The sequence below is a fragment of the Halomonas nitroreducens genome, from assembly GCF_003966155.1.
GTDB classification, from domain to species: domain Bacteria; phylum Pseudomonadota; class Gammaproteobacteria; order Pseudomonadales; family Halomonadaceae; genus Halomonas; species Halomonas nitroreducens.
Map to the genome: position 1 here is coordinate 390,413 of NZ_RXNS01000001.1, position 19,882 is coordinate 410,294.

Annotated in this window: 18 protein-coding genes; 16 read left to right on the top strand and 2 right to left on the bottom strand. The window is 69.1% G+C overall.

The features are described from left to right. The first annotated feature begins 69 nt into the window (after positions 1–69). The 5 genes from thiB (at position 70) to EKG36_RS01725 (ending at position 6,528) form a co-directional block, all read left to right on the top strand. On the top strand, positions 70–1,077 hold the full coding sequence (thiB, locus tag EKG36_RS01705) for a thiamine ABC transporter substrate binding subunit (protein ID WP_126480345.1): 1,008 nt from the start codon (positions 70–72) through the stop codon (positions 1,075–1,077). Beyond that, the gene (thiP, locus tag EKG36_RS01710; protein ID WP_221766026.1) at positions 1,053–2,750 is read left to right on the top strand and encodes a thiamine/thiamine pyrophosphate ABC transporter permease; all 1,698 of its coding nucleotides are present in this window, start codon (positions 1,053–1,055) and stop codon (positions 2,748–2,750) included. The genes thiB and thiP overlap by 25 nt, the downstream gene beginning before the upstream one ends. Next, positions 2,734–3,390, top strand: coding sequence for an ATP-binding cassette domain-containing protein (locus tag EKG36_RS01715; RefSeq protein WP_126480347.1), 657 nt, complete (start codon positions 2,734–2,736; stop codon positions 3,388–3,390). The genes thiP and EKG36_RS01715 overlap by 17 nt, the downstream gene beginning before the upstream one ends. A gap of 133 nt (positions 3,391–3,523) precedes the next feature. Beyond that, complete coding sequence (ilvD, locus tag EKG36_RS01720) at positions 3,524–5,368, top strand: dihydroxy-acid dehydratase (RefSeq protein WP_126480349.1); 1,845 nt, start codon at positions 3,524–3,526, stop codon at positions 5,366–5,368. A gap of 68 nt (positions 5,369–5,436) precedes the next feature. After that, on the top strand, positions 5,437–6,528 hold the full coding sequence (locus EKG36_RS01725; protein WP_126480351.1) for an oxidoreductase: 1,092 nt from the start codon (positions 5,437–5,439) through the stop codon (positions 6,526–6,528). 147 nt (positions 6,529–6,675) lie between these two features. Here EKG36_RS01725 and nudE read toward each other — a convergent pair whose 3' ends face one another. Next, positions 6,676–7,260: an ADP compounds hydrolase NudE gene (gene nudE / locus EKG36_RS01730; RefSeq protein WP_246007402.1), complete on the bottom strand. Its 585-nt coding sequence runs from the start codon at positions 7,258–7,260 to the stop codon at positions 6,676–6,678. Between the two features lie 109 nt (positions 7,261–7,369). Here nudE and yrfG point away from each other — a divergent pair, with 109 nt between their 5' ends. The 10 genes from yrfG (at position 7,370) to EKG36_RS01780 (ending at position 18,369) form a co-directional block, all read left to right on the top strand. Continuing rightward, positions 7,370–8,050, top strand: a complete 681-nt coding sequence (yrfG, locus tag EKG36_RS01735) for a GMP/IMP nucleotidase (RefSeq protein ID WP_126480355.1) — start codon at positions 7,370–7,372, stop codon at positions 8,048–8,050. After that, complete coding sequence (locus EKG36_RS01740; protein WP_126480357.1) at positions 8,043–8,429, top strand: RNA-binding S4 domain-containing protein; 387 nt, start codon at positions 8,043–8,045, stop codon at positions 8,427–8,429. The genes yrfG and EKG36_RS01740 overlap by 8 nt, the downstream gene beginning before the upstream one ends. Before the next feature lie 80 nt (positions 8,430–8,509). Then, positions 8,510–9,385 (top strand): Hsp33 family molecular chaperone HslO, encoded by an 876-nt coding sequence (gene hslO / locus EKG36_RS01745; RefSeq protein ID WP_126480359.1) that lies wholly within the window; start codon positions 8,510–8,512, stop codon positions 9,383–9,385. 252 nt (positions 9,386–9,637) lie between these two features. Continuing rightward, the gene (locus tag EKG36_RS01750; protein WP_126480361.1) at positions 9,638–11,218 is read left to right on the top strand and encodes a phosphoenolpyruvate carboxykinase; all 1,581 of its coding nucleotides are present in this window, start codon (positions 9,638–9,640) and stop codon (positions 11,216–11,218) included. 133 nt (positions 11,219–11,351) lie between these two features. Beyond that, a complete protein-coding gene (gene msrB / locus EKG36_RS01755) occupies positions 11,352–11,849 on the top strand; it encodes a peptide-methionine (R)-S-oxide reductase MsrB (protein ID WP_126480363.1) in 498 nt (165 codons plus the stop codon). Between the two features lie 90 nt (positions 11,850–11,939). Beyond that, positions 11,940–14,285, top strand: a complete 2,346-nt coding sequence (locus tag EKG36_RS01760) for a Tex family protein (RefSeq protein WP_126480365.1) — start codon at positions 11,940–11,942, stop codon at positions 14,283–14,285. 203 nt (positions 14,286–14,488) lie between these two features. Next, complete coding sequence (gene gshA / locus EKG36_RS01765) at positions 14,489–16,111, top strand: glutamate--cysteine ligase (RefSeq protein ID WP_126480367.1); 1,623 nt, start codon at positions 14,489–14,491, stop codon at positions 16,109–16,111. After that, positions 16,108–16,659 (top strand): disulfide bond formation protein B, encoded by a 552-nt coding sequence (locus tag EKG36_RS01770; RefSeq protein ID WP_126480369.1) that lies wholly within the window; start codon positions 16,108–16,110, stop codon positions 16,657–16,659. Before gshA ends, EKG36_RS01770 begins: the two co-directional genes overlap by 4 nt. 86 nt (positions 16,660–16,745) lie before the next feature. Continuing rightward, positions 16,746–17,237: a sigma D regulator gene (gene rsd, locus EKG36_RS01775; protein WP_126480371.1), complete on the top strand. Its 492-nt coding sequence runs from the start codon at positions 16,746–16,748 to the stop codon at positions 17,235–17,237. Between the two features lie 157 nt (positions 17,238–17,394). Next, positions 17,395–18,369 (top strand): malate dehydrogenase, encoded by a 975-nt coding sequence (locus EKG36_RS01780; protein ID WP_126480373.1) that lies wholly within the window; start codon positions 17,395–17,397, stop codon positions 18,367–18,369. Between the two features lie 148 nt (positions 18,370–18,517). On the opposite strand, the gene EKG36_RS01785 is transcribed toward EKG36_RS01780, so the two are convergent. Then, complete coding sequence (locus EKG36_RS01785) at positions 18,518–19,174, bottom strand: histidinol-phosphatase (protein ID WP_126480375.1); 657 nt, start codon at positions 19,172–19,174, stop codon at positions 18,518–18,520. Positions 19,175–19,323: 149 nt separating this feature from the next. Here EKG36_RS01785 and EKG36_RS01790 point away from each other — a divergent pair, with 149 nt between their 5' ends. Further along, positions 19,324–19,818, top strand: coding sequence for an RNA pyrophosphohydrolase (locus EKG36_RS01790; protein ID WP_126480377.1), 495 nt, complete (start codon positions 19,324–19,326; stop codon positions 19,816–19,818). Positions 19,819–19,882 lie beyond the last annotated feature (64 nt).

The following is a 19,882-nucleotide window of genomic DNA, read 5'->3' on the forward strand; positions in this document are numbered from 1 at the left end:
CGGGCGCGCTGTTTCATGGCCGAATCACGATTTCCCGGTCAATGCTTCCCCGAACAACAAGGAATGCCCATGCCTTCCAAGGCTCACGCCGCCGGCCTGGCGCTCGCGGCCCTGCTGGCCGCCGGCGCGGCCCAGGCCGGCGAGACCCTCACCGTCTACACCTACGACTCCTTCGTCTCCGAATGGGGCCCCGGCCCCGGCATCGAGGCGGCCTTCGAGGCCCGCTGCGGCGACTGCGACCTCGAGTTCGTGGCCCTGCCGGGCGGCGTCGACATCCTCCAGCGACTGCGCCTGGAAGGGCAGGGCACCGCCGCCGACGTGGTGCTGGGCCTCGACATGAACCTGATCGCCGAGGCGCGGGACCTGGATCTGCTGGCGCCCCACGGCGTCGATCTCGCCCCGCTGGCGCTGCCCATTGCCTGGGACGACGAGACCTTCCTGCCCTACGATTGGGGACACTTCGCCTTCGTCTACGACACCGAGCAGCTCGAGACGCCCCCCGGCAGCTTCGCCGAGCTGCTGGCGGCCCCCGAGGACGTGCAGGTGATCCTCCAGGACCCGCGGACCAGCGTCACGGGCCAGGGGCTGATGCTGTGGATCAAGAAGGTCTACGGCGAGCAGGCCCCGGAGATCTGGGCCCGCCTCGACGAGCGGGTGCTGACCGTGACCAACGGCTGGAGTCAGGCCTATTTCTCGCTGTTCATGAACGGCGAGGCGCCGATGGTGCTGTCCTATGCCACCTCACCGGCCTACCACATGGCCGTGGAGGGTACCGAGCGCTACCAGGCGGCGGAGTTCGAGGAGGGGCACTACCTGCAGGTCGAGACCGCGGCGATGGTGGCGAACACCGAGCAGCCGGCGCTCGCCCGGGATTTCCTGGCCTTCGTGTTGACCCCGGAGTTCCAGCGCCATATCCCGCTGGGCAACGTCATGAATCCGGCCATCGACCTGGGCGACGCGCTGCCGGCGGTGTTCGACCGGCTGATCGCGCCCGAGAGCTTGACCTTCAGCCCCGAGGAGGTTCACGAGCATCGTCGCGAATGGATCCGTGAGTGGCTGAACGCCGTCGCCCGGTGAGCCCGCTGTCGCCCTGGACGACGCTGTCGCGCTGGCCGCTGGGCTGGGGGCTCGCCGCCCTCGTCGTGGTGGTCGGCCTGGGCGGCGGCAGCCTCGGGGCGCTGCTGTGGCAGGCCCGCGAGCTGCATCCGGCGCTGCTCTGGGAGGAACCCTGGCTCGCCGCCGTGCTGCGCTTCACCCTGTGGCAGGCGAGTCTCTCCACGCTGCTGGCGATCGGCCTGGCGGTGCCGGTGGCCCTGGCCCTGGCCCGGCGGCCCCGCTTCCCGGGGCGTCGCCTGCTGCTGAGGGCCATGGAGCTGTCGCTGGTGCTGCCCAGCCTGATTGCACTGTTCGGTCTGGTGGCCGTGCATGGCCGCCGGGGCTGGCTGGCGCCGCTGCGCGACGCCCTGGGGGGGCTGCCCGAGGACACCCTCTACGGGCTGTCCGGCATCGTGCTGGCTCACGTGTTCTACAACCTGCCGCTGGCGGCCCGGTTGATGCTGCAGGCCCTGGAGGAGGCGCCAGCGGCCCAGTGGCGCCTCGCCGGCCAGCTGGGGTTGAGTCGCGGGGCCCTGTGGCGTGCCCTGGAATGGCCGCGCCTCGCGCCGCTGCTGCCGCGCCTGGCAGCACTCGTCTTCACCCTGTGCTTCACCAGCTTCGCCATCGTCATGACCCTGGGCGGCGGCCCGCGTTCCTCGACTCTCGAGGTCGCCCTCTACCAGGCCATGAAGTTCGACCACGACCTGGCGTTGGCGGCGCTGCTGGCCCTCACCCAGCTGGCCATCTGCCTGACGCTGTGGCTCCTCGCGCTGTCCCGCGGCGGCCCCCCGTCGCTGGCGGTAGGCGCCGCACCGGGCCAGGGGCAGGGCCGCTGGTGGCGCCGCGATGCCCTGGGGCTCTCGCGACTCACCGATGCCTTCTGGCTCACCGGGCTTGCCGCGCTGTTGTTGCCGCCGCTGGCGGCCGTGCTGGTGGCCGGCCTCGGTGGCCTCCCCGACCTGCCCCGGGGGACGAGCCTCGCGCCCGCCGCCCTGCGCAGCCTGGTCATGGCCCTGGGCGCCGGCCTCGGTGCCCTGGCCCTGGCCCTGGCGCTGCTCTCGGGCAGCCACTGGCTGCGCGCGCGCCGCCATCCCCTCGGTGCAGCGGCCATGGAGGGCGGCGGCCAGCTGATCCTGGTGACCCCCGCCCTGGTGCTCGGCACCGGGCTCTTCCTGCTGCTGCGCCCGCGACTGGGCAGCGGCTGGGAAGGCTACGGCCTGGTGGTGCTGGTCAATGCCTTCATGGCGCTGCCCTTCGCCATGCAGGTGGTGCGCGGGGCCATTCCCGGGCTCTCCGCCCCGGAGCAGCGCCTGGCCGACCAGTTCGGCGTGCGCGGCCGGGCCCGGCTGCGCTGGCTGGTCTGGCCGCGGCTGCGCCGGCCGCTGGCCCTGGCGCTGGCCTACGCCATGACGCTGTCGCTCGGCGACTTCAGCGTGATCGCGCTGTTCGGCAGCCCCTCGGCGCCGACCCTGCCGATGCTGCTCTTCCAGCAGCTGGGCGGCTATCGCTGGCAGGGCGCGGCCGCCACCGCCATGCTGCTGCTCGCCCTGGTGGTGGCGGTCTTCGCGCTGCTGGATCGGCTGACCCGGCGGCCCCCGCGCCACCCCTGGCCCCATTCCGCCTCCCACGAGATCCGCGATGCTCGACTGCCGTGACCTGACCTTCCACTACTCGCGCTGCGACCCCGGCGAGATCCCGGACTTCTGCTTCACCTTGCGGCTGGCGCCCGGCGAGTGTCTGGCCGTGGAGGGCCCGTCGGGGTCGGGCAAGAGCACCCTGCTCGGCCTGCTGGCGGGGTTCCTCGAGCCCGGTGGCGGCCGGCTGACCTGGCGGGGTAGCGACCTGCTGGCGCTGCCGCCCTGGGAGCGGGGCATTACCACCGTCTTCCAGGACCACAACCTCTTCGATCACCTGCCGGTGTGGATCAACGTGGGCCTTGGCCTGGCCCCGGACATGAAGCTCTCCCGGGCCCAGCGAGCGAAGATCATCGCCGGGCTCGCCGAGGTGGGGCTCGAGGGGCTCCAGGACCGGCTGCCCGGTGAGCTGTCCGGCGGCCAGCGCCAGCGGGTGGCGCTGCTTCGGGCGCTGCTGCGGGGCTCGCCGCTGCTGCTGCTCGACGAGCCCTTCACCGGCCTCGACGATATTACCCGCCAGGGCCTCTGGGCGCTGGTGCGCCGCCAGAAGGCCGAGGGTGTGGCGGTACTGCTGGTCAGCCACGACCGCGACGATATCGAGGCACTGGCCGGCCGGCGCTGTCGGCTGGCCGGCGGGCGCCTGGTCGCCGAGGGCCGCTGACGGACGGCCGGTGGCGCTGGCCTGGCGGCCGGGGCCATGACAGAATCGGGCAGACTGGACACCAAGATCGCCCGGGCCCCTGCCGTGTCGACATGCGCAGGGCCACGGGCGGCAGCATCATCAAGAGGACACCATGCCCGAGTATCGCTCCCGCACCACCACCGCCGGCCGCAACATGGCTGGCGCTCGCGCCCTGTGGCGCGCCACCGGCATGAAGGACGACGACTTCCACAAGCCGATCATTGCCGTGGCCAACTCCTTCACCCAGTTCGTGCCGGGCCATGTGCACCTCAAGGACATGGGCCAGCTGGTGGCCCGGGAGATCGAGAAGGCCGGGGGGGTGGCCAAGGAGTTCAACACCATCGCCGTGGACGACGGTATCGCCATGGGTCACGACGGCATGCTCTACTCGCTGCCGAGCCGTGACATCATCGCCGACAGCGTCGAGTACATGGTCAACGCCCACTGCGCCGATGCCCTGGTGTGCATCTCCAACTGCGACAAGATCACCCCGGGGATGCTGATGGCCGCCATGCGCCTCAACATCCCGGTGATCTTCGTCTCCGGCGGCCCCATGGAGGCGGGCAAGACCAAGCTGCTCGACCACGGCCTCGACCTGGTCGATGCCATGGTCATGGCCGCCGACGACAGCGTCGACGAGGCGACCCTCGACGAGGTCGAGCGCAGCGCCTGCCCGACCTGCGGCAGCTGCTCGGGGATGTTCACCGCCAACTCCATGAATTGCCTCACCGAGGCCCTGGGCCTGGCGCTGCCCGGCAACGGCACCGTGGTGGCCACCCATGCCGATCGTCGCCGGCTGTTCGAGACCGCGGGCCACCGCATCGTCGAGCTGGCCAAGCGCTACTACGAGGGCGAGGAGGCCCACCTGCTGCCCCGGGCCATCGGCGCCAAGGCGGCGTTCAAGAACGCCATGACCCTGGACATCGCCATGGGTGGCTCCACCAACACCATCCTGCACCTGCTGGCCGCGGCCCAGGAGGCGGAGATCGACTTCGACATGACCGATATCGATCGCCTGTCCCGGGAGGTGCCGCAGCTGTGCAAGGTGGCGCCCAACACCCAGAAGTACCATATCGAGGACGTGCACCGCGCCGGCGGCATCATGGCGATCCTCGGCGAGCTCGATCGTGCCGGGGTGCTGGATACCCGGGTGCCGACGGTCTACGGCGACAGCCTGGCCGAGGCCCTGGAGGAATGGGACATCATGCGCTCGCCGAGCGCCGAGGTGGTGGAGTTCTACCGCGCCGGCCCCGGCGGCGTGCCCACCCAGACCGCGTTCTCCCAGAGTGCGCGCTGGCCGAGTCTCGACGGCGACCGGGCCACGGGCTGCATCCGTGACCTCGAGCATGCCTTCTCCCGGGAGGGCGGCCTGGCCGTGCTCCAGGGCAACATCGCCCGCGACGGCTGCGTGGTGAAGACCGCCGGCGTCGACGACTCCATCCTGGTCTTCGAGGGCCCCGCCCACGTGGTGGAGTCCCAGGACCAGGCGGTGGAGCACATCCTCGGCGGGCTGGTGAAGGAAGGCGAGGTGGTGGTCATCCGCTACGAGGGGCCCAAGGGCGGGCCGGGCATGCAGGAGATGCTCTACCCGACCAGCTACCTCAAGTCCAGGGGCCTGGGCAAGGCCTGCGCGCTGCTCACCGACGGGCGCTTCTCCGGCGGCACCTCGGGGCTGTCCATCGGCCACGTCTCGCCGGAGGCCGCCGCGGGTGGCGCCATCGGCCTGGTGGAGAGCGGCGATATCATCCGCATCGACATCCCGGGCCGGGCCATCGACGTCCAGCTCTCCGACGAGGAGCTGGCGCGCCGCCGCGAGGCCCAGGAGGCCCGCGGCAACGCGGCCTGGAAGCCCAGCATCCAGCGCGACCGCAAGGTCTCGGCGGCGCTCAAGGCCTATGCGCTGCTGGCCACCTCCGCCGACAAGGGCGCGGTGCGCGACCTGACCAAGCTCGATTGATGCATGATGGCCGCCCCGGGACGCCGGGGCGGATGATGTGACTCGCTTCAGCAGGGAAGGCCGCCAAGATGAAGACCCAGACCCTCAACGTCGGCCTGATCGGCTTCGGCATGGCCGGCAGGACCTTTCACGCCCCCCTGATCCAGGCTGCGCCGGGGCTCGAGCTTTCCGCCATTGTCTCCCGCGATGCGGCCCGGGTGCAGGCGGCCTATCCGGAGGTGGCGGTCCACGCCAAGGCGACATCGCTGTTCGCCGACCGGGACATCGACCTGGTGGTGATCGCCACCCCGAACGAGACCCACTTCCCCTTGGCCAAGGCGGCCCTGGCCAAGGGCAAGCACGTGGTGCTCGACAAGCCCTTCGCGGTCTCCCTGGCCGAGGCCCGGCAGCTCAAGTCCCAGGCCGACGGGGCGGACCGGCTGCTCAGCGTCTTCCACAATCGCCGCTGGGACAGTGACTTCCTGACCCTGAAGGGACTCCTCGACGAGCAACACCTGGGGCGGGTGGTCGAGGTGGAATCGCGCTTCGACCGGTTCCGGCCCGTGGTGCCCGATCGCTGGCGCGAGCAGCACCGTCCCGGGAGCGGCACCTGGTTCGACCTGGGCCCGCACCTGCTGGACCAGGCGAGGGCGTTGTTCGGCATGCCCCGGGCGATCCTGCTGGAGCTGGCTTCGCTGCGCGACGGCGCCGAGATCGATGACGACTTCATGGCGGTGCTGGAGTACGACCGCCTGCGCGTGACCCTTCGAGCCAGCACGCTGGTGGCCGAGCCCACACCGCGTCTGCGGGTGAACGGCACCCGGGGCAGTTTCGTCAAGTACGGCCTCGATCCCCAGGAGGCCTGGCTCAAGGAGGGCGAGAGCCCCCAGCCGGCCTGGGGCGTCGACCCGTCCCCGGGACGCCTGACCGTGAACGAGGGGGAGGGCGACGAGGTCGTGCTGGTCCATCACGAGGTCGAGAGCGTCCCCGGCGACTACCGGGCCTATTACGATGGCATCGCCCGGACCCTGCTGCGCGGTACCCCGCCGCCGGTCACCGCCGAGCAGGCGCTGGAGGTGATGACCCTGCTCGAGGCCGGGCTGGACAGCTATCGCCAGGGACGCTGGGTCAAGCTCAAGGAGGGCGGCAGCCTGCCGCGGCGGCTTCACGCCAAGGGCTAGCCGCGGCGTGCCGGCCGGTCGCGGGGGCCGCTCCTGACGGGGTTAGCCGGCGCGTGGGTTCGCCGGCCTCGCTGCGCCGCTTGTCCCGGGCGATGCCCCTGGCGATGAGAGGCTCGGAGAGCGACCGTCGATGGCCTCCGGGAGGGGCTACCAGAGCGTCGGCTCGCTGGCCTCGCTGCGCAGCTTGTCCCGGGCGATGAACAGCGCCGCGATGGCCCGGGCCTCGTGGAAGTCCTCCCGGGCCAGCAGGGCCGTGAGCTCGTCCAGGGCATGGGTCTCGACGATCAGCGGCTCGGGTTCGTCACCCGGCAGCCGCTTGGGATAGAGGTCGCTGGCCAGCATCACCTGCATGCGATGGCGCATGTAGTTGGGCGCCAGGGTCAGCTCCACCAGCGGCTCGATGCGGTGGGCGCCGAAACCGCATTCCTCCATCAGCTCGCGGTTGGCCGCGGTGACCAGGTCCTCGCCCGGATCCACCAGTCCCTTGGGCAGCGTCAGGGCATACTCCTCGACCCCCGCGGCATACTCGCGAATCAGCAGCACGTGCTCCGGGTCGGGCATGGCCACGATCATCACCGCCCCGACGCCCCGGCCGGTGCCCCCCAGCCGCTCGAAGGTCCTCTCGGCGCCATTGGCGAAGCGCAGCTCCATCTCCTCGACATGGAACAGGCGGCTGCGAGCCACGCTGCGACGCGCCAGGACATGGGGCTTGTGCGGGTGATGGTCGGACATGGGCTCTCCGGTGTGTCTGGCGTCGAAATGCGCCATCGGCGTCGATTGGTTACACTATCACGTCTTCCCCCTTGTAGACGTCACTGGCCTGCCCTGACGAGGAGCCACGATGATCGATTGGCGCGCCATCGACACCGTCCTGCTGGACATGGACGGCACCCTGCTGGACCTGCATTTCGACAGCCACTTCTGGCTCGAGCACCTGCCGCGTCGCTACGTGGAGCTGCACCGCCTTGACGAGGCCACCCAGGAGGAGGTCCGGGCGCGGATCATCCGCGAACAGGGCACCCTCAACTGGTACAGCCTGGCCTACTGGAGCCGTGAACTGGGCGTCGATATCCTGGCGCTCAAGAGTGAGGTCCAGCACCTGATCGGCCTGCGCAGCGACGCCCTGGACTTCCTGCGCTGGCTCAAGCAGGCCCACCCGCGGGTGGTGCTGGCCACCAATGCCGACCGCGAGAGCCTCGCCCTGAAGCTGCCGCTGACCGGCCTCGAGGACTTCGTGGATGCCATCGTCTCCTCGGCCGACCTGGGCGTGCCCAAGGAGGCACAGGAGTTCTGGTTCGCCCTCCAGGAGGTGGAGCCCTTCGACCCGGGCCGGACGCTGTTCATCGATGACAATCCCGCGGTGCTGGAAAGCGCCCGGGAGTTCGGCATCCGTCACCTGCTGGGGATCAAGCAGCCCGACAGTCGGCGGCCCGAGAAGGAGCTCGAGGAGTTCATCGCCCTCGAGCGCTTCGCCGCCATCCTGCCCGACAACCTGCCTCCCGGAGGCCCCGGGGATGTCTAGCGTCAGGCTCGACAAGTGGCTATGGGCGGCGCGCTTCTTCAAGACCCGGGCGCTCGCCAAGAAGGCCATCGAGGGCGGCAAGGTGCACTACAACGGCGGCCGGGCCAAGACCAGCAAGACCGTCGAGGTCGGCGCGCGGATCCGTGTGCCCCAGGGCTGGGATGTCTGGGAGGTCGAGGTGCTGGCTCTCTCCGAGCAGCGCCGCGGTGCCCCCGAGGCCCGCGAGCTCTTTCGCGAGACCCCGGAGAGCGAGGCACGCCGCGCCCGGGAGGCCGAGAGCCGTCGCCAGGCCAACCAGGCCATGCAGCACCCCTTGAAGCGGCCGGACAAGAAGCAGCGTCGCGAGATCAAGCGCTTCATGCGGGGGGATGACGCGTGAGGAGTGAGGCGTAAGGAGTGAGGCCCTAACCGCTTACTCCTCACCCCTTACCTCTTACCACTTACTTTCAGGCAAGTATCATGAGTGACCAGATCCAGCGTTTTCTCTTCGAACGCACCAATGTGCGCGGCGAGATCGTCACCCTCGAGCAGGCCCATGCCGAGGTGATGGAGCGCCATGACTACCCGCCGGCAGTGACCCGCCAGCTGGGTGAGTTGCTGGCCGCCGTGGCCCTGCTCACCGAGACCATCAAGCTCGACGGCACCATGAGCATCGAGGTTCGTGGCAAGGGTCCGCTGTCGATGCTCATGGCCGAGTCCAACCCCGGTGGCGAGCTGCGCGCCATCGCCCGGCTCGACGAGGAGGCCTCGCTGCCCACCGAGGACGCCGGGTTCGCCGAGTTGCTCGGCGAGGGACAGATCACCATCACCCTGGACCCCAAGGAAGGGCGCCGCTACCAGGGCATCGTCGCCCTGCAGCGCGACAGTCTGGCCGCTTGCCTGGAGGACTATTTCAGCCACTCGGAGCAGCTCCCGACCCGCCTGTGGCTGGCGGACGATGGCCGGCGTGCCGGCGGCCTGCTGTTGCAGCGCCTGCCCGAAGAGTCACTGAACCAGGACGACGATGCCTGGGAGCGCACCGTCCAGCTGGCCGCCACCCTCACGCCCTCGGAGCTGCTCGAAGTGGATCAGCGGGAGCTGCTGCATCGGCTCTATCACGAGGAGACGGTGCGCGTCTTCGAGCCGAAGGCCTTGCGCTTCGCCTGCACCTGCTCCCGGGAGCGCATCGCCGGCGCCCTGCTGAGCCTGGGAAGCGAGGAGCTGCGCGAGATCCTGGCCGAGCAGGGCGGCATCGCGACCCAGTGCCACTTCTGCCATACCCGTTACGAGTTCACCGTTGCCGAGGTGGAGGCGATGCTCGACGACCCCGAGGGGCCGCCACCGACCCTGCACTGAGCCTGGCGATGTCGCGAGCAGGGCGGATCCTGTAGTCATTGGCGCTGATGTAGTAGTAAAACTACAAGAACGTCTGCCAACGTCATCGTTTCCCGTCGCGCGTCTTTTTGTCATAATGCGCGCGTTTCATCCATGGCCGGGCGCCGCCGACGAGACGGGTAACCGCATGCGGCGTGCCGGGGGTGAACGACCACTGCGTCCAGGACGCCCGGCAAACGAGAGAGAATCGGCCCTCAAGGCCCAGGAAACGACATGACCACGACTCAAGCTGCTTCCCAGGCGGCCAGCCCGCAGTCCGCCACCGCCCACGTCAATCTCAGCAGCGCCGAGCTGATCGAGCGCGCCGTGGCCAATGGCGAGGGTCGCCTGGCGGCCCAGGGTGCCCTGGTGGTGAACACCGGTCAGCGCACCGGTCGCTCCCCCAAGGACCGTTTCATCGTCGATGAGCCGTCCACCCGCGATGCCATCGACTGGGGCAGTGTCAACCAGCCGTTCGACGCCGAGAAGTTCGATGCCCTCTGGGCGCGCGTCGAGGCCTACCTGACCGGCAGCGAGCACTATGTCTCCGAGCTGCACGTCGGCAGCGACCCGACCCATTACCAGCCGGTGCGGGTCAACACCGAGACGGCCTGGCACAACCTCTTCGGTCGGACCATGTTCGTGCGTCCCGAGGTCTACAACCCCTCGGCCAAGGACGAGTGGACCATCCTCAATGCCCCCCACTTCGAGTGCGACCCGGCCCGGGACGGCACCAACTCCGACGGCTGCGTGATCCTCAACTTCGCCCAGCGCCGGGTGCTGATCGCCGGCATGCGCTACGCCGGCGAGATGAAGAAGGCCATGTTCTCGGTGCAGAACTTCCTGCTGCCGGCGGCCGACGTGCTGCCCATGCACTGCAGCGCCAATGTCGGCGAGGACGGCGAGACCACCCTGTTCTTCGGCCTGTCCGGCACCGGCAAGACCACCCTGTCCGCCGACCCGGCACGCTTCCTGATCGGCGACGACGAGCATGGCTGGGGGCCGGGCACCGTCTTCAACATCGAGGGCGGCTGCTATGCCAAGTGCATCGACCTCTCCGAGAAGAACGAGCCGGTGATCTGGAACGCGATCAAGTTCGGCACCGTGCTGGAGAACGTCGTCCTCGACGACCGTCGCGAGCCCGACTACGCCGACGACAGTCTGACCCAGAACTCGCGAGCCGCCTACCCGCTGGAGCACGTCGAGAAGCGCGTCCCCGAGAACCGTTCCGGCGAGCCCAACGCCATCGTCTTCCTGACCTGCGACATGAGTGGCGTGCTGCCCCCGGTCTCGGTGCTCTCCAAGGAGGCCGCGGCCTACCATTTCCTGTCCGGCTACACCGCCAAGGTGGGGTCCACCGAGGTGGGGTCCTCCAGCGGCCTGGAAGCGACCTTCTCCACCTGCTTCGGCGCGCCCTTCTTCCCGCGCCCGGCCCGCGAGTATGCCGACCTGCTGATCAAGCGCGTGGCCGAGCAGGATGCCCAGGTCTACCTGGTCAACACCGGCTGGACCGGTGGCGCCTATGGCGAGGGCGGGGCGCGTTTCTCCATCCCCACCACCCGCGCCATCATCAGCGCCATCCAGACCGGCGTGCTGCGCGACGTGGAGACCCGCCATGTCGAGGGCCTAAACCTGGACGTGCCGACCGCCGTGCCGGGCGTCGACTCGCGCCTGCTCGACCCCCGGGAAACCTGGGAGGACAAGGCCGCCTACGATCGTCACCTGCGTGAGCTGGCCGGCAAGTTCGTCGACAACTTCAAGAAGTTCGACGGCGTCAGCGAGGCCATCGTCAAGGCCGGGCCCAGCCTGGTGTGAGGCGCGGCGGGGCGAACCCCAACGTCCCAGACCTGTCCGAGAGGGGGAAGCCGAGGCTTCCCCCTCCCTTTTTGTGTAAGGAAAGCGGGGCAGGCACGACACAGGGGGCACCCCCCTTGACGGGAGAACGATCATGAAGCGACGCAATTTCCTGGGCCTGCTGGGACTCGGCGGACTGTCGACCCTGGCTCCGCGCCTGGCCAGCGCTCGTCCCAAGCTGGACCTGTCCCCGGCGCCCGGCCTGGAGACTCTCGAGCTGAGCGAGGCCGAATGGCGCGAGCGCCTCGATGAGGCGCGTTTCGAGATCCTGCGCGAAGAGGGCACCGAACCGCCGTACTCCAGTCCTCTGGACAAGGAGACCCGGGAGGGAGAGTACCGCTGTGCCGGCTGCGACCTGGTGCTGTTCACCAGTGCCATGAAGTACGACTCCGGCACCGGCTGGCCGAGCTTCTTCGAGCACGTCGAGGGGCACCTGCTGTCCAAGCTGGACCTGGTCATGCTGATTCCGCGCACCGAGTATCACTGCGCCCGCTGCGGTGGCCATCAGGGGCATGTCTTCGAGGACGGGCCGGAGCCCACCGGCCTGCGCTGGTGCAACAACGGCCTGGCGCTCACCTTCGTTCCCGCCTGAGGCCGGCGCAGGCGGCTCAGCTTTGTGCCCGCCCCGGGCGCGTTTGTGGTACCTTGACGCGACTTCTGCCCCCTGAACGTCAAGGATTTCATGGACGCACAAGCCAAGATCATCGATCGTCTCGCCGAGGAGCTCGGCGTTCGCCCCCCCCAGGTGGCGGCCACCGTGGAGCTGCTCGACGGCGGCGCCACCGTTCCCTTCATCGCCCGCTACCGCAAGGAAGTGACCGGCGGGCTGGACGATACCCAGCTGCGGACCCTCCACGAGCGCCTGGGGTACCTTCGTGAGCTGGAGGAGCGCCGCGAGGCGGTGCTGGCGAGTATCGACGAGCAGGGCAAGCTGACCCCCGAGCTTGCCGAGAGCCTTCGCGGCGCCGACACCAAGCAGCGCCTGGAAGACCTCTACCTGCCCTACCGCAAGAAGCGTCGCACCAAGGCGCAGATCGCCCGGGAGGCCGGCCTCGAGCCGCTGGCCGAGGCCCTGCTGGCCGATCCCGGCCTGGACCCCGAGGCCGAGGCCGCCGGCTACCTGCGCTCCGCGGAGGGCGAGACCCCGGCCATCGAGGACGCCAAGGCGGCCCTCGACGGTGCCAAGCAGATTCTCATGGAGCGCTTCGCCGAGGAGGCGGAGCTGGTCGGGCGTCTGCGTGAGCGGTTGTGGAGCGAGGGCGAACTCAGCGCCCGGGTGATCGGCGGCAAGGAGCAGGAGGGGGCCAAGTTCTCCGACTACTTCGAGCACGACGAAAAGCTTGCCAAGACGCCGTCCCACCGTGCCCTGGCCATGTTCCGCGGCCGCAACGAGGGGGTGCTGGCACTGACCATCCGCCTGCCCGGCGAGGAAGAGGTCAAGGTGCATCCGGCCCAGGTGGCCATCGCCCGGCACTTCGGCATCGAGGACCGGGGGCGGCCCGCCGACCGCTGGCTGGGCGAGGTGGTGCGCTGGACCTGGCGGGTCAAGCTCTATACCCACCTCGAGACCGAGTTGATGGGCCGACTGCGCGAGCGCGCCGAGCTCGAGGCCATCGAGGTCTTCGCCGCCAACCTCAAGGACCTGCTGCTGGCCGCGCCGGCGGGGCCCCAGGCCACCCTGGCCATCGACCCGGGCCTGCGCACCGGCTGCAAGGTGGCGGTGGTGGATGCCACCGGCCAGTTCCTGGCCCATGCCACCATCTATCCCCATGCGCCGCGCAACCAGTGGAACGAGGCCCTGGCCATCCTGGCCCGGCTGGTGGACGAGCATGCGGTGACGCTGATCGCCGTGGGCAACGGCACCGCCAGCCGCGAGACCGACAAGCTGGCAGGCGAGCTGGTCAAGGCCATGGCCGACAAGCGGCGGCTGTCCAAGGTGATGGTCAGCGAGGCGGGAGCCTCGGTCTACTCGGCCTCGGAATACGCCGCCCGGGAACTCCCGGACCTGGACGTGACCATCCGCGGGGCGGTCTCCATCGCGCGGCGCCTGCAGGACCCGCTGGCCGAGCTGGTCAAGATCGAGCCCAAGTCCATCGGCGTCGGCCAGTACCAGCACGACGTCTCCCAGGTCCAGCTGTCGCGCAGCCTGGAGGCGGTGATCGAGGACTGCGTCAATGCCGTGGGAGTGGACCTCAACACCGCCTCCTCGGCGTTGCTGTCCCGGGTCGCCGGGCTCAACGCCGGGCTCGCCGAGAACATCGTCGCCCGCCGCGACGCCGAGGGCGCCTTCGCCAGCCGCCGCCAGCTGCTCGATGTCAGCCGCCTGGGGCCCAAGACCTACGAGCAGTGTGCCGGCTTCCTGCGCATCATGGGCGGTGACAATCCGCTGGATGCCAGCGCCGTGCACCCCGAGGCCTACCCGCTGGTGGAACGCATCGCCGAGCGCAGCGGCCGCCCGCTGGCCGGCCTGATCGGCGACAGCGCCACCCTCAAGGCGCTCAAGCCGGCGGAGTTCGCCGACGAGCGTTTCGGCGTGCCCACCGTCAGCGACATCCTCAAGGAGCTCGACAAGCCCGGCCGGGACCCGCGTCCCGAGTTCCGCGCCGCCGAGTTCCGCGAGGGCGTCGAGACGCTCAAGGACCTGGAGCCGGGCATGGTGCTCGAGGGCAGCGTGACCAACGTCACCCACTTCGGTGCCTTCGTCGATATCGGCGTCCACCAGGACGGCCTGGTGCATATCTCGGCGCTGTCCGACAAGTTCGTCGAGGACCCGCGCTCGGTGGTCAAGGCCGGCGACATCGTCAAGGTCAAGGTGATGAGCGTGGACCTCGCGCGGGCGCGCATCGGCCTGTCCATGCGTCTCCACGACCAGCCGGGCGAGCAGGACGGCGGCGAGTCGCGGGGCCGCCAGGGCAAGGCGACGCGCAAGGGCGCCGGCCGCTCATCGAAGAAGGGGCAGGGCGGCCAGGGCGACGGCCAGCTCGGCGCCCTCGGGGCGGCCCTGCTCAAGGCCAAGAAGGATCGATGAGCGTCAGCATGGCGGCGGGCTACGCGCCCGCAGCTTGAGGCCCGAAGCTCGCACCTCGAGCCTCGCACCGCGAACCCGGCTTATCTTGAATCGCCGGCTTCGGGCACCATAATCTGAGGTTTTGCGGGTGCCGTGGCGCCCGAACCGCCAACCGGGAAGCCGGTCCCTCTTCCGGCCGGCTTCCACGACATGGGGTGTTCACCTTGTCCGAACCGCTTTCCCCCCTCATCGCACGCCTCGGCCGCCTGGCCGGTCAGGGACGCCTCGGCCGCCTGCGCCGAGGCATCGAGAAGGAAGGGCTGCGCATCGATGCCGCCGGGCGTATCGCCCAGACCCCGCATCCCGCCGAGCTGGGCTCCAAGCTGACGCACCCGCATATCACCACGGATTATTCCGAGGCGTTGCTCGAGTACATCACGCCGGTCTACTGCCGCCCGGAGGATGCCCTGGACTTCCTCGCCGACCTGCATCGCTTCAGCTATCGCCACCTGGGCGAGGAGCTGATCTGGCCGGCCAGCATGCCGGCCCGGCTCGACGGCAATGACAGCGTGCCGATCGCCGACTACGGGAGCTCCAACGTGGGGCGGATGAAGCAGGTCTATCGGCGGGGCCTGGACGTGCGCTATGGCCGCATCATGCAGGCCATTGCCGGGGTGCACTACAATGTCTCGCTGCCCGACGACTTCTTCGCGCTGCTGCGCGAGCTCGACGGCGAGGGCGAGACCGCCATGCAGGACTATCGCTCGTCGCGCTACTTCGGGCTGATCCGCAACTTCCGCCGTCACAGCTGGCTGCTGCTCTACCTGTTCGGTGCCTCGCCGGCGGTGGACCGCAGCTTCCTGCCCGATGGCCGGGTGCCCGAGGGGCTGCGTCCGCATGGCCGTGACACCCTGGTCGCGCCCCATGCCACCAGCCTGCGCATGTCCGACCTGGGCTACCAGAACAAGGTGCAGTCGCAGCTGAAGATCTGCTTCAACTCGCTGTCGAACTACGTCAACACCCTGCGGCATGCCATCTCGACGCCCTGGCCCGACTACCAGGCCAAGGGCGTGCGGGGCGGCGATACCTGGCACCAGCTCAACGCCAATATCCTGCAGATCGAGAACGAGTACTACAGCGATATCCGGCCCAAGCGGGTGGCGCGTCACGACGAGACGCCGAGCCAGGCCCTGGAGGCACGGGGCGTCGAATACATCGAGGTGCGCTGCCTCGACCTCGACCCCTTCGACGCCCTGGGCATCGACGCCACCCAGAGCCGTTTCCTCGATACCTTCCTGATGTGGTGCCTGCTCGCGGAGAGTCCCTGGATTTCCGACGAGGAGTGCGAGCACCTGGACGACAACCGCCGCCTGGTGGTGACCCGGGGGCGCGACCCCGAGCTGCGCCTGGACCATCACGGCCGCAAGCGTGGCATTGCCGACTGGGGCGGCGAGATCTTCGCCGAGCTCGAGGCCGTCGCCGGGCTGCTCGACCGCATGGAGGAAGGCGCGCCCCATGCCGAGGCCATCGCTGCGCTGGCGCCGCGCCTCGAGGATCCGTCGCTGACGCCCTCCGGGCGCCTGCTGGCGCGGATGGAGGCGAGCGGCGAGGAGTTCGTCGAGGTGGTGCTGGCGCTGGCCCGGACCCAGGCCGCCCGGCTGCGCGAGGAGCCCATCGGTCGGGCCCGGGAGGCGCTGTTCGACCAGTTGGTGGAAACCTCCCACCAGCAGCAGGGCGATATCGAGGAGGGCGACGTCGATGACTTCGGCGACTTCCTGGCCCAGTACTTCGAGCAGGCCCGGGAGTCCCGGGCCCTGACGCCGCTGCGGGCGGGGGGGCAGGCATGATCGAGGAGCTGCAAGACTGGAGCGTCCGGCGCTGGAGCCTGCTGGGTCTGGGTTTCTGCGTGCTGATGATGGCCGTGGCCCTGGGCCTCGAGCACCTGGCCGGCCTCGCACCCTGTCCGCTGTGCATCTTTCAGCGCGTGGCGGTGATCGCCGCCGGCCTGGTGTTCGCCGTGGCGGCGCTGCACGACCCGCAAGGCCGTGTCGGCGCGGCGCTCTACGGGCTGGTTTCGCTGCTCGCGGTCGGCAGCGGGATCGGCCTGGCAGGGCGCCACCTGTGGCTGCAGTCGTTGCCGGCGGATCAGGTGCCGTCCTGCGGGCCCGGGCTCGACTACATGATGGAGGTCCTGCCCCTGCAGGAGGTGGTGGCCACGGTACTCAACGCCTCGGGCGAGTGTGCCGAGATCAGCGCCCGTTTCCTGGGCCTGTCGCTGCCCGGCTGGACCCTGATCGGCTTCCTGGTGCTGGCCCTGGCACCGCTGGGCCTGCTGGCTCGGGCCCTGCAGCGACGTCCGGGCTATCGTTGGCCCGGGCTGACCGAGCGGGATTGACAGCGACCTCGCCAGGGGAGAGTCTGAGGCTCCAGGCCGGTACGGACTCATGTCCGCTGACGGTCCCACTGCGCGAGGGAGAATCCATGCTGGAAGACTGCAAGAGCGCACAGGAACGCTGGGGTGGCGTGCATCAGCTGATCGACCGCTGGCTGGACGAGCGCCGCGAGCTGCTGGTCCGCTTCATCGAACTCAAGGAGGCCTGCGACGCCGACCTGGAGGCGGTGACCAAGGCCCGCATCGATGGCTTCAGCGAACTGCTGATGGACTACATCAGTGCCGGGCATTTCGAGGTCTATCCGCAGCTCAAGGCCGAGGCCGAGGCCTTCGAGGACGCGGCGGCCCTGGCCCTCGCCGAGCGTCTGCTGGAGCGCCTCAGCATGTCCACCGAGCTGGTGCTGGCCTTCGACGAGGATTACGCGAGTCCGGTACGTTGCCAGCACTACCTCAAGCGGTTGCCGGCCTGGCTCGACCGCCTGGCCAAGGGGCTGACCGAACGCTTCTCCCTGGAGGACCGGCTGATCGCCCGGCTGCATGCCGCGCATGCGCCCCAGCATCGGGCGCCCAGCGAGGCCTGACCCGTCGTCGGGCCCGCTGCGCCTCCTTCGGGGCTAGTCGCAGGTCGAATTGAGTTTTGTGCACTGCAGGCATACCATTTTGGCGGTTCGACTTCCGGCCGCGGCGGGCATGCCGCCCGTCAGGCCGATCCTCACGGCGACAACCGAAGGAGCCATGATGAAAGACCCCGTCCGTATTGCCATTACCGGCGCCGCCGGCCAGATCAGCTACTCCCTGGCCTTCCGCATCGCCTCCGGCGACATGCTGGGCAAGGACCAGCCGGTCATCCTGCAGCTGCTCGAGATTCCGCCGGCCATGGACGCCCTCAACGGCGTGGTCATGGAGCTCAACGACTGCGCCTTCCCGCTGGTGCAGGACATCGTCGCCTCCGACGATCCCAACGTCGCCTTCAAGGACGCCGACTTCGCCCTGCTGGTCGGCGCCCGTCCGCGCGGTCCGGGCATGGAGCGCAAGGACCTGCTCGAGGCCAATGCCGCGATCTTCTCCGTGCAGGGCAAGGCGCTGAACGACAACGCCAGCCGTGACGTGCGCGTGCTGGTGGTCGGCAACCCGGCCAACACCAACGCCCTGATCGCCTCCTGCAACGCGCCCGACCTGGATCCGGGGCAGTTCACCGCGATGATGCGCCTGGACCATAACCGCGCCAAGACCCAGCTGGCCCAGAAGACTGGCAAGCACGTCACCGACGTCGAGTCCATGATCGTCTGGGGCAACCACAGCGCGACCCAGTATCCGGACCTGGCCCACTGCAAGGTGGCCGGCAAGCCGGCCCTGGAGCTGGTCGAGCGCGACTGGTACGAGACCGACTTCATCCCCACCGTGCAGCAGCGCGGCGCCGCCATCATCAAGGCGCGCGGGGCTTCCTCCGCGGCCTCCGCGGCCTCCGCGGCCATCGACCATATGCGCGACTGGGCGCTGGGCAGCGACGGCATCGTCAGCATGGGCATCCCCGCCGACGGCAGCTATAGCGTCGAGCCGGGCATCATGTATTCCTACCCGGTGGTCTGCAAGGACGGCAAGTACGAGATCGTCCAGGGCCTGGAGGTCGATGACTTCAGCCGTGAGCGGATGAATGCCACCGAGACCGAGCTGCGCGAGGAGCGGGCCGCGGTCGAGCATCTGCTGGGCTAAGTCATGAGCTGACAGCGGTAAGCTTGAAGCTTGAAGAAAACCCCGCACGGCATGGCCGTTGCGGGGTTTTCTATGCTGTTCTCTTCCAGGCGCGAAGCGCCGTTCTTCCCGCTTCGGGCTTACCCCTCTGATCCGGGCACAGCCCGGGTCAGTCGCGCAGGCTGATGATGCGCCAGCCCCGGGTCTCGGCGGCCTCGCGCAGGGACGCGTCCGGGTCCACCGCGACCGGATGGTCGACCCGCTCGAGCAGCGGCAGGTCGTTGTGGGAGTCGCTGTAGAACCAGGCATCGGCCAGCGTCAGCTCGCGACCGTCGAGCCATTGCTCGAGGCGGGTGACCTTGCCCTCCCGGTAGCTGGGCACGCCGCTGACCCGGCCGGTATAGCGGCCCTCGACCATCTCCGGCTCCACGGCGATCAGCTCGTCCACCCCCAGGCGTTCGGCGATGGGGCCGGTGATGAAGCGGTTGGTGGCGGTGATGATCAGCAGGGTATCCCCCCGGGCGCGATGGCGGGCGATCAGCTCCTCGCCCTGGGGCAGGATGTTCGGCTCGATCTTGCTGGCCATGAACTGCTGATGCCAGGCGGCCAGCTGCTTCGGTGAATTCTCGGCCAGCGGCCTCAGTGCCACGGCCAGGAACTCGGCCATGTCGAGGGTGCCGGCTTCGTAGTCCGCCATGAAGCGGTCGTTGGCTGCCTTGTAGGCCACCGGGTCCACGGCGCCCTGCTCGAGCAGGAACTCGCCCCAGGCATGGTCGCTGTCGATCGAGAGCAGGGTGTTGTCCAGGTCGAAGATGGCAAGGCTCACGGCATTTCTCTTGGTCATGGGAGTGGCATCGAGGCCGCGATTATGGCAGAAGCCCGCCAGGGCTTCGAGCCTGGCGCCAACGGCGTATTGATACGTTTCACGGCCTTGTGGAAGAATGAATCCAATACTGGATTCATAAGGTGAAGTCCGTGATCGACGCTGACGGCTTTCGCCCCAATGTTGGCATCATCATCGCCAACGACCAGGGGCAGCTGCTTTGGGCGCGTCGGGTTGGGCAGAATGCGTGGCAGTTTCCCCAGGGAGGCATCAAGGCGAACGAGACACCGCAACAGGCACTGTTTCGCGAATTGCACGAGGAAATCGGCCTGACGGCCGAGGACGTCGAGGTGCTTGCCTGTACCCGGGGCTGGTTGCGTTATCGCCTGCCGCGACGCATGGTACGAACACACTCCCGGCCGGTGTGTATCGGTCAGAAACAGAAATGGTTCCTGCTCAGGATCCGCTGTGGCGAGACCCGGATCTGCATGGATGGCGGTCCGGCCAAGCCGGAGTTCGATGGCTGGCGCTGGGTCAGCTACTGGTATCCCCTTGGCCAGGTGGTGCCCTTCAAGCGTGAGGTCTATCGCCGCGCCTTGCGCGAACTGTCGCCGAGGGCGCAGCGCTTGGCCCTGGGGCATGGCTGACGCCCCGAGACGTGTCGGGGGACGGCTCCTCCGGCGACACCCTCAGCGAGGCTAACAATAATGG

Excerpts from the sequence above, each read along its gene's own strand:
- thiB (WP_126480345.1), top strand. The coding sequence starts at position 70 with ATGCCTTCCAAGGCTCACGCCGCCGGCCTGGCGCTCGCGGCCCTGCTG.
- EKG36_RS01715 (WP_126480347.1), top strand. The coding sequence starts at position 2,734 with ATGCTCGACTGCCGTGACCTGACCTTCCACTACTCGCGCTGCGACCCC.
- ilvD (WP_126480349.1), top strand. The coding sequence starts at position 3,524 with ATGCCCGAGTATCGCTCCCGCACCACCACCGCCGGCCGCAACATGGCT.
- EKG36_RS01725 (WP_126480351.1), top strand. The coding sequence starts at position 5,437 with ATGAAGACCCAGACCCTCAACGTCGGCCTGATCGGCTTCGGCATGGCC.
- nudE (WP_246007402.1), bottom strand. The coding sequence starts at position 7,260 with ATGTCCGACCATCACCCGCACAAGCCCCATGTCCTGGCGCGTCGCAGC.
- yrfG (WP_126480355.1), top strand. The coding sequence starts at position 7,370 with ATGATCGATTGGCGCGCCATCGACACCGTCCTGCTGGACATGGACGGC.
- EKG36_RS01740 (WP_126480357.1), top strand. The coding sequence starts at position 8,043 with ATGTCTAGCGTCAGGCTCGACAAGTGGCTATGGGCGGCGCGCTTCTTC.
- hslO (WP_126480359.1), top strand. The coding sequence starts at position 8,510 with ATGAGTGACCAGATCCAGCGTTTTCTCTTCGAACGCACCAATGTGCGC.
- EKG36_RS01750 (WP_126480361.1), top strand. The coding sequence starts at position 9,638 with ATGACCACGACTCAAGCTGCTTCCCAGGCGGCCAGCCCGCAGTCCGCC.
- msrB (WP_126480363.1), top strand. The coding sequence starts at position 11,352 with ATGAAGCGACGCAATTTCCTGGGCCTGCTGGGACTCGGCGGACTGTCG.
- EKG36_RS01760 (WP_126480365.1), top strand. The coding sequence starts at position 11,940 with ATGGACGCACAAGCCAAGATCATCGATCGTCTCGCCGAGGAGCTCGGC.
- EKG36_RS01770 (WP_126480369.1), top strand. The coding sequence starts at position 16,108 with ATGATCGAGGAGCTGCAAGACTGGAGCGTCCGGCGCTGGAGCCTGCTG.
- rsd (WP_126480371.1), top strand. The coding sequence starts at position 16,746 with ATGCTGGAAGACTGCAAGAGCGCACAGGAACGCTGGGGTGGCGTGCAT.
- EKG36_RS01780 (WP_126480373.1), top strand. The coding sequence starts at position 17,395 with ATGAAAGACCCCGTCCGTATTGCCATTACCGGCGCCGCCGGCCAGATC.